This is a genomic window from Neorhizobium sp. DAR64860/K0K1, assembly GCF_050500205.1.
Classification (GTDB): domain Bacteria; phylum Pseudomonadota; class Alphaproteobacteria; order Rhizobiales; family Rhizobiaceae; genus Neorhizobium; species Neorhizobium soli.
In genome coordinates, this window is the sequence record NZ_CP191459.1 from 3497347 (window position 1) to 3508314 (window position 10968).

The window sequence follows — 10968 nt, forward strand, 5'->3', positions numbered from 1 at the left end:
ATTTCACGTGAATCACCGAACGTGGACTCAATTCACGTCGGTGGATAGGTGTGTTCGTTGCCGCGAAAATCGCGGACGGAGTAGCAGCCGCCTTCAGGGCGCGCAGCGCTTTCGCCGATGACCGCCTTGCCGTGGCCGCCTGGAATATCGAGCACGTAAGTCGGCTGGCAAAGTCCGGAAATGGTGCCGCGCAGAGCCGAAACGATTCGCTGGCCCTCGGCGATATCGATCCGGAAATGGCCTGTGCCTGGCGCCAGGTCCGGATGGTGCAGGTAATAGGGTTTGATGCGCGTTTCGACGAAAGCCTTCATCAGGTCGCCGAGCACTTTCGGATCGTCGTTGATGCCTTTGAGCAGGACCGTCTGGCTGACCATCGCAAAGCCGGCGTCAATCAGCCTTGCGCAGGCAGCCCGCGCGTCCTCAGTCATTTCGCGGGGATGGTTGGCGTGGAGCGCCACATAGATTGTCTTGCCGCTTTCCTTCAGCGCCGCAATCATCGGCGCATCCACCCGCTCGGGCTCGACCGCCGGCACGCGCGTATGAAAGCGCACGATTTTAACATGCTCGATTTCAGCCAATCCAACCATGATCACGGAAAGCCGGCGCGGAGACAGGACAAGCGGATCGCCGCCGGTCAGGATGACTTCCCAAATTTCCTCATGAGTGCGGATGTAGTCGAGCGCGGCCGTTAGTTCGTCCGGCGAAAGCGTTCCATCGCCCTGCGGGCCAACCATTTCACGGCGAAAGCAGAAACGGCAATAAACAGGACAGATGTGCACGGCCTTCAGAAGGACGCGGTCCGGGTAGCGGTGGACGATGCCTTTGACCGGACTATGCGCCGCGTCGCCGATCGGATCGGCCCGTTCGTCCGGTGTGCTGACAAGCTCGGCTGCGTCGGGCACGAACTGTCGCGCAATCGGATCGGCGTCATCGGTTGGGTCGATCAGCGAAACGACCGTCGGCGTCAGCGCGATCGCGTAACTGCCGGCGACGGCACGGATGCCGTCGAGACGGTCTTGCGCAATCAGACCTGCATCGGCCAGTTCCTCGGGCGTTTTCAAGGTACGCGCCACGCTCACGGCAGAACCTCGGCGACGGGCGCCCACAGGACCTGGTCGATACGGGTCGCGCCGGTTGCGAGCATCGCCAGGCGATCAAAGCCCAGCGCTGCGCCGCTTGCCTGCGGCATGATCGAAAGCGCTGACAGGAAATCCTCGTCGATCGGATAGGTCTCGCCGTAGATGCGCGCTTTCTCCGCCATGTCGTGCTCGAACCGGCGGCGCTGTTCCGCCGCATCGGTCAGTTCGCCGAAAGCATTCGCCAGTTCCACGCCGCATGCGTAGAGCTCGAAGCGTTCGGCAACGCGGGGATCGCGGGCCGAGGGTCGGGCGAGGGCTGCTTCCGAGATGGGATACTCGCAGAGGATCGTCGCCCGGCCCTGACCGAGATGCGGTTCGATCTTTTCGACGAGAACCTTGCTGAACAGATCCGCCCAGGTATCGTCATCCGAAACCCGATGGCCGGTGCGGGTCAGTTCGGCTGCGAGCGCGTCGCGATCGGTCGCGCCATCGGTTCGCACGGACGAAAGCAGGTCGATCCCGGCGTAGCGGAGAAACGCCTCCGCCAGCGTCACGATCTCAGGTTCGGCAAAGGGGTCGGTTTGCATGCCGCGAAACGAAAATTGCTTCGTTCCCGTGGTCTCGGCGGCAAGCTTCAGCATGTCGGCACAATCGGCCATCAGCTGCTCGTAGTTTTCACCAACCCGGTACCATTCCAGCATGGTGAATTCCGGGTGGTGCAGCGGTCCGCGCTCCCGGTTGCGATAGACATGCGCGAAGGTGAATATGCGCTTCTCGCCGGCCGCAAGCAGCTTCTTTGCAGCAAATTCCGGCGAAGTGTGCAGGTAGAGTGGCGTTGCGCGGCCGTCGATCGTCAGCGCTTGCGTCGCGAAAGCATGAAGGTGGGTTTCGTTGCCGGGCGATACCTGCAAGGTCGCTGTGTCGACCTCGATAAAATCCGCTTTGCCGAAGAAACCCCGCAGCGCCGTTTGAAGCGCGTTGCGGCCCATCAGGAAAGGACGCCGGTCGGCGTGACTTTCCGGTGTCCACCACGGGGCAGATCGGGCTTCGGAGTGAAACAGGCTCATTTCGGCTTTCTTCGCGGGTTCTTGCCCGCAAGGCTTCCACTTTGCGCGTTTTTGCGGTAGTTGCCCGGAAAACAGATCATCCGTCCTTCAGGCCGGTTATCGCCCGGTCCTCTACGACGCATTCCCGGCAGTTACAAGCCGGCACGCCAACAAGGAATTCAAATGGTCAAGGTCATCGCATCTTCCGTCCGCAAGGGTAACGTCATCGACGTCGACGGCAAGCTCTATGTGGTTCTCACCGCCGAGAACTTCCATCCCGGCAAGGGCACTCCGGTGACCCAGGTCAACATGCGTCGCATCGTTGACGGCGTGAAGGTTTCGGAACGCTGGCGCACCACGGAACAGGTCGAGCGCGCCTTCGTCGAAGACGTCAACTTCCAGTTCCTCTATGAAGACGGCGAAGGCTTCCACTTCATGAACCCGGAAAACTACGACCAGATCGTCGTGGACGTGGATACGATGGGCGACCAGAAGGCGTATCTGCAGGAAGGCATGACCTGCGTCCTATCTATGCATGAAGGCATCGCGCTCGCGCTGCAGCTGCCGCGTCACGTCACGCTCGAGATCGTCGAGACCGAGCCGGTCACGAAGGGACAGACAGCATCGTCCTCCTACAAGCCGGCGATCCTGTCGAACGGCATCCGCACGGCCGTTCCGCCGCATGTTGATACCGGCACCCGCGTCGTCATCGCCACGGAAGACAATTCCTACGTCGAGCGCGCCAAGAACTGATCGAAGCATCAGGCTTCATTCGAGCATAAAAAAACCTCCGAGCCGCAGGCTTCGGAGGTTTTTTGTTGTCTGGCGATCCTGCGAGAAGAAAAGGGCCGGCGAACCGGCCCGTCCATCCTGTTTCGCTGTTTAGTTTTTCAGAACCAGCTTGGCGGAGGCCACCTGTGCCGTCGGTGATCCGAAGGCATAACCGCCACCGAGTGCGACGTTGAGCGAGACATAGTCCTGCGCCATCTGCTGTACGGCCTGGGCCAGGCTTGCCTGGGCGGTGGAGACTTCGCGCTGTGCGTCGAGAACGTCGAGCAGCGAGGAGGCGCCATCACGATAGCTGGCGGTCGCGAGCTGCAGCGCTTCCTCGTAGGATTTCACGGTCGCACGGAGCGCTGCCACGGTGCGGCCATCGCGGGCAACGGCGGCAAGCGCGTTCTCGACTTCCTCAACGGCATCGAGAACCGTCTGCTTCCAGGACAGATAGGCTTCGCGGGCTGACGATTCGGACGACTTGACGTTGGCACGCAGGGCGCCGCCGTCGAAGATCGGAAGAGACAAGGCCGGACCGAAGGACCAGGACAGGATGCCACTTTCGCCGCTTCCTGCTACGCGGGTGTAGGATGGCGAAATGGAGCCACCGAGCGTAATCGCCGGATAGAGCTGTGCTTCGGCAACGCCGATCTGCGCAACGGCTGCGGCAAGCTGCCGTTCGGACGCACGAATGTCAGGTCGATTGCGGATCAGGTCGGCGGGAATGCCGGTCTTGGTGCTGTAGCGGGCGACCGGCTGGCGGGCACCTCGCTGCAGTTCAGGAAGCAGTGTGGACGCCGGCATGCCGAGAAGCGTCGCGATGCGATGCGCGGCGGTGCGATACTGGGTCTCGAGACCTGGCAGCTCTGAAAGTGTCGAGTTCACAAGACCTTCGGCCTGAACAACATCCAGTCTGGAGGCAGCACCGGCTTCCAGCTGAAGCTTGGTGAGATCAAGCGTTTCACGGCGAGAACCGAGGTTCTTTTTGGTGATCGCGATACGCTCCTGATAGTAGCGAACATCGATATAGGCTGCGGCAACCTGCGAAAGCAGGCTCAGGCGCGCAACGTCGACGCTTGCATAGGCGGCGTCGAGACTGGCAAGAGCCGATTCCTTGCTGCGGCGGTAAAGGCCGAAAAGATCCAGGAACCAGGACGCGCTGGCTCCACCGACGGCGGATGATTGCGGAGCGGTCGATGTTGGACCGAGCCGCCCGCCGATGTCCTTCGTGCCGCTACGCTCGCCCTGCGCATCGATATCGAGCGACGGAAGACCGCCGGCGCCGGCACTGACGACGGACGCCTGGGCCTGATTGATGCGTTCCAGGGCCTGAAGAACGCTGAGGTTCTGCGACAGGCCCGTCTGCATGTAGCCGTTCAGGCGCGTGTCGGAAAACGCCGTCCACCAAGCCTTCATGGAAACGTCGCCATTGCTCGTCTGCGCACCCTCGGCAAACTTCGAAGGGAGGGACACTTCCGGCGCCTGATGGTTCGGTCCGACCACGCAGCCGGAAAGGAGGAGCATGACGAGAGGGGCGGCTACGCGAATGGATGTCATATCTTTGTCCCGAAACGCTTAAGAATGGGGCCCCGCGAACAGCGGAGCAAATCACTGCACAGCCTCCCGCTCAGACGAGCGGCGATTCGATGCGGGCAATCCGTTAACAGATTCACACTGTCTTCACTTGTTTTTCACGCTTTGATAACCGGCGCACAACAACAAAGAAGGACGGAACGAAGAAAATTCCGAGCAGTGTTGCAGAAAGCATACCACCCAGCACGCCGATGCCGATGGCGTTCTGAGCGGCAGAGCCGGCACCCGTTGCGATCGCAAGTGGTACCACGCCGAGAATGAATGCGAGCGACGTCATGATGATCGGACGGAGGCGCAATCTTGCGGCCTCGAGGGTCGCTTCGAGCACGCCCATACCTGTCTCCTGACGATCCTTGGCGAATTCGACGATCAGGATGGCGTTCTTCGCCGCCAATCCGATCGTCGTCAAAAGACCGACCTTGAAGTAGACGTCGTTCGACTGGCCAAGGAGATAGGCTGCAGCCAATGCGCCAAGGACACCAATCGGAACCGCGAGAATGACCGAGAACGGAATCGACCAGCTTTCATAAAGTGCCGCAAGGCAGAGGAATACGATCAGAACGGACAGGCCGTAAAGCATGGGAGCCTGGGAGCCAGACAGCCGTTCCTGATAGGAGATGCCCTGCCAGGCCACGGAGTAGCCACCCGGCAATGCCGCAGTCAGCTTCTCCATCTCGTCCATGGACTGACCGGTGCTGACGCCGGCGCCGGTAGCGCCGTCAAGCGATATGGCACTGACGCCGTTGAACCGCGCAAGCTGCGGCGTGCCCGTGTTCCACTGGACGGTGCTGAAGGACGAAAACGGGACCATCTCGCCGCCGGTGTTGCGGGCAAACCAGTATTTGAGGTCCTCCGGCTGCATGCGGTAAGGCGCATCACCCTGCACATAGACGGGCTTCAGCTTGTTCTCGAGCGTGAAGTCATTGACGTCGCGACCGGCAAAGATGGTCGTCAGCATCGAATTGACCGAAGCGAGGTCGACACCCATCGCACCCAGCTTCTCCTGGTCGAGCAGGATCTGCAGCTGCGTTTCAGTTCTCTGCGAGTTGCTGCGCAGCGAGCCGATATTGCGGTTGCTGCCGGCGATCTGCATCAGCTGCTGCGATGCGCTCGTCAAAGCGGGATTGCCGTTGTTGCCGCTGTCGACAAGGTACATCGAAAAGCCGCTGGAATTGCCGAGGCCCTGGATTGCTGGTGGCAGAAGCGCAAACACCTGCGCGTCACGCAGTCCGAAGAAATGGCGCTGAGCCCGCTGCACAACGGCGGCCGCTTCCTGCTGCGGCTCGGTGCGAACGTCGAAATCCTTGAGCTTGGCAAAGATCATCGCATTGTTCTGGCCGGTGCCGTTGAAGCTGAAGCCCATCGCACCGAACACCGAAGCGACACTGTCCTTCTCGTCGTTGAGGAAGAAGGACTCGATCTGCTTGACCACCTCCTCGGTTCTGGCGGTCGTCGAACCGTTCGGAGTCTGGACGAGCACCATCAGAACGCCCTGGTCTTCCTGAGGAAGGAAGGAGCTGGGGAGCCTTGAAAACAACAGACCGCAACCGCCGACAATCAGTGCGAAAAGAAGCATGACGCGCAGCGGCCGCTTCAGAAGATACCCGATCGATCCGACATAGCCGTTTGTCGTCTTGTCGAAGCCGCGGTTGAACCAGGCGCCGATACCCTTGTTCTTCTTCTCGTGATTGACCGGCTTCAGGATCGTCGCGCAAAGCGCCGGCGTCAGCACGATCGCGACCACGGCCGAAAGCAGCATCGCGGAGACGATCGTGATCGAGAACTGGCGATAGATGATGCCCGTCGACCCACCGAAGAAGGCCATCGGAATAAACACGGCCGTCAGAACCAGCGCGATGCCGATGATGGCACCGGTAATTTCGTGCATGGACTTTTCGGTCGCCTCGAGCGGAGACAAACCTTCCTCGTCCATGATGCGCTCGACGTTTTCGACGACGACGATCGCGTCATCCACGAGAAGGCCGATCGCCAGCACCATGGCGAACATGGTGAGAGTGTTGATCGAATAGCCCGTCAGCGCCAGGATGCCGAAGGTCCCGAGCAGCACCACCGGAACGGCGACCATGGGGATCAGCGTTGCCCGCAGGTTCTGAAGGAAGACCAGAAGCACCACGAACACCAGAACGATCGCTTCGATCAGCGTGTGAATGACCTTTTCGATCGACAGCTCGACGAACGGCGTCGTGTCGTAGGGATAGGTGATGCTGACATTTTCGGGAAGCGTCGGCTCGACCCGGTTGAGGGCGGTTTTTACCCTTTCGGCGGTATCAAGCGCATTGGCGCCTGTCGCAAGGTTGACCGCAAAGCCCGCCGCCGGCTTGCCGTTAAAGCGGGAGCTGCCTCCGTAGCTTTCCTGGCCGATCTCGACACGGCCAATATCCGATATCCTAACCGTGGCGCCGTCCTGTCCGACTTTGAGGATGATCCGTTCAAAGTCGTCGACGGTGGTCAGCTGGCTCTGGGCTGTCATGGTGACGGTCAGCTGCTGACCTTCCGACACGGGCTGCGCCCCGAGCGAACCAACGGACACCTGGGTATTCTGCGCTTCGATCGCGGATGTGACGTCGGCCGACGTCAACTGGTATTTCTGCAGCTTGAAGGGATCGAGCCAGACGCGCATTGCGTAGCCTGAGCCGAAGATATTGATGCTACCGACGCCTTCCAGGCGCTTCACCTGATCTTCGATCTGGGTCGAGAACACGTCGCCGAGATCGACCGAACTGCGTTTGCCGTCCGACGACACAAGCGCGCCGACCATCAGGATACTGGAGGTGGAGCGCGAGACTTCGATGCCGGACTGCTGCACGACGTCAGGCAGCTGCGACTGTACCAGCTGCAACTTGTTCTGCACCTGAACCTGGGCGATATCAGGCATGATCGAGTTGCCGAATGTCAGCGTGACGGTCGCGCGTCCCGTTGACGACGACGAGTTCATGTAGGTGAGATCGTCGAGACCGGTCATACCGTCTTCGATGATCGTTGTGACCGATTTCTCGACGGTTTCGGCGCTGGCGCCGTTATAGCTGGCAGAAATGCGCACCGTGGTCGGGGCGATATCCGGATATTGCGAGATCGACAGCGTGGTGATGGCAAGCGCACCACCGAGCATGATCACGATCGCAATAACCCAGGCGAAGACGGGCCGCCGGATGAAGTAATGGGCCATTCACTTGTTCCTTGCCGTATTCGGGGCGGCGTTCTTCGCGTTGTTGCGGGATGCGGACCTCAACCTCTACGGCTTCGGCGCATCAACCTTCGGCTTCTCGACAGTAAATCCCTGCTCGTTGACCGTGACTTCGACGGGCTGGACGGCGGCGGCGTCGGCAATCCACTGGAACCCGTCGACGATCAGGCGATCGCCATCCGCGATGCCGTCGGTGACCAGCCAGTTGTTGCCGGATGTGGTGCTGACCGTGAAGGTCCGCGTTTCCACCTTGTTATCCGCGCCAACGAATTTCGCCGTCAGTTCACCACGGGCATTGCGGGTCGCGGCACGCTGCGGGATCAGATAGCCGTTTTCGTTGCCAAGCGTCACCGTCGCACGCACATACATGCCGGGCAGAACGATGTTGTCCGGGTTGGGGAACACGGCACGGATCTGAAACGTGCCGGTGGTTTCGCTGACAGCCATTTCCGACATGTCGAGCTTGCCGGCAGGTTCGTAAGCCTTACCGTCCTCCAGCCGCAAGCGGATCTCGGCGTTGCGCGGATCGCCGGTGACCCGTCCGGACGCGAAGGCTGCACGAAGCTCCAGGAGATTGGTGCTGGAATCGATGAGATCGATATAGATTGGATCGAGCTTGCGCAGTGTCGACAGCGCGTCGGTCTGGTTGGCGGTGACGATATTGCCGAGGCTGACATTGGAGATGGTCGTGACGCCATCGAAGGGCGCCCTGATCTTGGTCAGGTCGAGATCGATCTCGGCCGATTGCAGAGCGGCCTGCGCCTGCGCCACATCGGCCTGGGCCTGAAGCAGGGTGACCTTGGCATTTTCATATTCGATCTGCGTCGCACCGCTGTTGACCAGCCGCTCGTAGCGGGTGAGGTTTGCCTGCGCGGCCGGGATGCTGACCTCGGCCTTGGAAAGGCTCGCTCTCGCCTGCGCGACGGTCGCCTCGTAAAGATTGTCCTCGATCTGATAGAGGATGTCGCCCGCCTTGACTTCGCTTCCTTCCTTGAAGCTGATCTCACGAATGGCGCCGGTCACACGCGGCCTGATCTGGGTCGTCTGGAATGCAACGGCGCGGCCCGGCAAAATCGAGGTAATCGGCCGCTCGGCCTTTTGCATGACGACGACACTGACGGCCTGCGGCGGCTTCTGAGGTGCGCCGCCGGCTGGAGCGTTTGCGGTCTGCTGATCGGAATCGCTGCAGGAGGCGAGCAAGACCGTGAAAAGGAGGGGGAGAAGCAGTTTGCGACGGGTCATCGTTGGATCCAGGGCCGGTCGTTGCGCATTCCGAAGAACCGGATTTCCTCGGGAGGGACAGGTTAACCCACAAGAAGCGGGAGGAAGCATGGCAAGGGGCGGAACCGCCACAGCCCAGCCTCGAAGTGACGTAATTCACTTATCGTCACTTTGCAAGCGGGCTTTGCAGTGCAGCATTCACGAGTTCGACAAGTCCGTCGCAGCGGGCATGCAGCTCCGCCTCGTCGGCATGTATAAGAAAGACATGGTGGAGGACCCCTGCAAAGCAAGGGGCAACGCTCCGCCCGATGGTACTTTCCGGTGCGGACTTGTAGACCCCGGTTTCGAAGCCGTGGCGAACGACGCTTTCGAAAAGATCCTCGATGAGCTTTCGATAATGCCGGCCGCTGGGCAGGTCGGTACTTGCCATCATGGCCAGCATTTCGAAAAACAGCGGATTATCCCTGATATCGGCCAAATGCGCGTCCATCAGGCGGCGCGCGACAAGCCCCAGCCTCGCCGGCGCCGGGACGGAATCGTCCTTCGCGTCGAAGCGACCGATCATCCTGGTAGTGTGCCGGTCGCAGATTGCATCCGCAAGCACCGTCTTGGATTGAAAGTGCTTGAAGACATTGGCGGGCGACATCTGCAATTCGGCTGCAAGGTCGGCGATCGAAAAGCCGGCAAAACCCTTCTTCCTGAGCAACGCTTCGGCGGCTGTCAGGATATCCGCTTTTGTCTCTTCCGCCTTGCGCCTTGGTCTTCGCACGATGTCCTCAAGTGTGTGCCGCCGATACCGGCCGGAGACTGCTGCTGATCAAGTACCGAAATACGGCTCGAGGTTCTTGCGAATGCGCGCCAGCACCGTCTCGCCGCTCTCATCGGGCACGAAACGCGCGCCCGTGATCGTTTCATACGCGGTTCGGTAAACTTTGGCCGTTTCCTCGATCAGATCGGCCGGGATTTCCGGAATATCGTCCTTGTAGGGATCGCAGCGTTCGACCACCCAAGAGCGGATGAAATCCTTGTCGAAGCTTTTTGGACGGCCGCCGGTTGAAAAGGCGTCGTCATAGCTGTCGGCAATCCAGTAACGACTGCTGTCGGGCGTGTGGATTTCGTCGGCGAGAATGATTGTACCATCCGTGTCGGTGCCGAACTCGTATTTCGTATCAACCAGTATGAGGCCGCGTTTTGCCGCAAGCTCCTGGCCGCGGGCAAACAATGCCAGCGCATAGCGCGACAGCGTTTCCCACTGTTGGGCCGTCAGCAGTCCCTGCGCAATGATATCATCCGGCGTCAGCGGTTCGTCATGACCGCCGTCGAATGCCTTGCTGGTGGGGGTGATCACCGGATACGGCAGGACCTGGTTGTCCCTCAGCCCGTCGGGCAGCTCGAGACCATACATGCGGCGCTGACCCTTCTTATAGAGTGTCAGAAGCGATGTGCCGGTCGTGCCGGCGAGGTAGCCGCGCACGACGATCTCGACGGGCAGGATATCCAGCCGCTTGCCGATGACGACATTCGGGTCCGGATAGGAGATGACGTGGTTGGGGCAGATATCGGCCGTTGCATCGAACCAGTAGCGGGCAGTCTGCGTCAGCACGTGCCCCTTATCCGGGATTGCCGTTAGGATCCGATCGAAAGCACTGATCCGGTCGGTCGAGATGATGATGCGCGAACCGTCAGGCAGATCGTAATTATCGCGCACCTTGCCGCGATAGTAGTTTGGCAGTTCCGCAATGAAGGCTTCGTCTAATACGCGCACGGTCATGGCTCTCTCTATATAGAGGCGGCTTGCAAGGCCTCGATGATATCAATCCGAGCTGTGGCTATGCCATGTTTTTCCGCGCCGGCACAAGGCGATTGCCGGGATGGAGATGCGTCGCAGGAGGTGAGGAAGCCGGAACCAGCGATCGGTGGTCGGCAAGGAGAGCGACAGACGGACTGGAGTTCGGGAAACCGGGTCCTGACGGCCTCCTTGCGCTTTAAAAGGCGAATTATCATGTTAATCCAACGCCTTGCATTTTTCTTGAAGTTTTTGCGACTAGGC

At 60.3% G+C, this 10968-nt stretch carries 8 protein-coding genes; 1 reads left to right on the forward strand and 7 read right to left on the reverse strand.

What is annotated here, in order from left to right; translation table 11 throughout:
* Positions 1 to 32: 32 nt before the first annotated feature.
* Positions 33 to 1079 (reverse strand): lysine-2,3-aminomutase-like protein, encoded by a 1047-nt coding sequence (locus ACQY1J_RS21515; RefSeq protein ID WP_430250821.1) that lies wholly within the window; start codon positions 1077 to 1079, stop codon positions 33 to 35.
* Entirely contained in the window at positions 1076 to 2146 is a 1071-nt protein-coding gene (epmA, locus tag ACQY1J_RS21520) for an EF-P lysine aminoacylase EpmA (RefSeq protein WP_174197250.1), read from the reverse strand. Before epmA ends, ACQY1J_RS21515 begins: the two co-directional genes overlap by 4 nt.
* Before the next feature lie 162 nt (positions 2147 to 2308).
* On the opposite strand from epmA, the gene efp reads away from it, so the two are divergent.
* A complete protein-coding gene (gene efp / locus ACQY1J_RS21525) occupies positions 2309 to 2878 on the forward strand; it encodes an elongation factor P (RefSeq protein WP_062463637.1) in 570 nt (189 codons plus the stop codon).
* Positions 2879 to 3007: 129 nt separating this feature from the next.
* Here the strand turns inward: efp and ACQY1J_RS21530 are convergent, their stop codons facing one another.
* The 5 genes from ACQY1J_RS21530 to ACQY1J_RS21550 form a co-directional block, all read right to left on the reverse strand.
* Positions 3008 to 4456, reverse strand: a complete 1449-nt coding sequence (locus tag ACQY1J_RS21530; RefSeq protein ID WP_062463641.1) for an efflux transporter outer membrane subunit — start codon at positions 4454 to 4456, stop codon at positions 3008 to 3010.
* A 112-nt stretch (positions 4457 to 4568) separates the two neighbouring features.
* On the reverse strand, positions 4569 to 7679 hold the full coding sequence (locus ACQY1J_RS21535; protein WP_062463643.1) for an efflux RND transporter permease subunit: 3111 nt from the start codon (positions 7677 to 7679) through the stop codon (positions 4569 to 4571).
* 66 nt (positions 7680 to 7745) lie between these two features.
* A complete protein-coding gene (locus ACQY1J_RS21540; protein ID WP_062463646.1) occupies positions 7746 to 8939 on the reverse strand; it encodes an efflux RND transporter periplasmic adaptor subunit in 1194 nt (397 codons plus the stop codon).
* A gap of 145 nt (positions 8940 to 9084) precedes the next feature.
* Positions 9085 to 9687, reverse strand: a complete 603-nt coding sequence (locus ACQY1J_RS21545; protein ID WP_062463649.1) for a TetR/AcrR family transcriptional regulator — start codon at positions 9685 to 9687, stop codon at positions 9085 to 9087.
* 48 nt (positions 9688 to 9735) lie between these two features.
* Positions 9736 to 10683, reverse strand: coding sequence for a phosphoribosylaminoimidazolesuccinocarboxamide synthase (locus tag ACQY1J_RS21550; RefSeq protein WP_062463670.1), 948 nt, complete (start codon positions 10681 to 10683; stop codon positions 9736 to 9738).
* Between the last annotated feature and the right edge of the window lie 285 nt (positions 10684 to 10968).

Excerpts from the sequence above, each read along its gene's own strand:
- ACQY1J_RS21530 (WP_062463641.1), bottom strand. The coding sequence starts at position 4,456 with ATGACATCCATTCGCGTAGCCGCCCCTCTCGTCATGCTCCTCCTTTCC.
- ACQY1J_RS21540 (WP_062463646.1), bottom strand. The coding sequence starts at position 8,939 with ATGACCCGTCGCAAACTGCTTCTCCCCCTCCTTTTCACGGTCTTGCTC.
- epmA (WP_174197250.1), bottom strand. The coding sequence starts at position 2,146 with ATGAGCCTGTTTCACTCCGAAGCCCGATCTGCCCCGTGGTGGACACCG.
- ACQY1J_RS21535 (WP_062463643.1), bottom strand. The coding sequence starts at position 7,679 with ATGGCCCATTACTTCATCCGGCGGCCCGTCTTCGCCTGGGTTATTGCG.
- efp (WP_062463637.1), top strand. The coding sequence starts at position 2,309 with ATGGTCAAGGTCATCGCATCTTCCGTCCGCAAGGGTAACGTCATCGAC.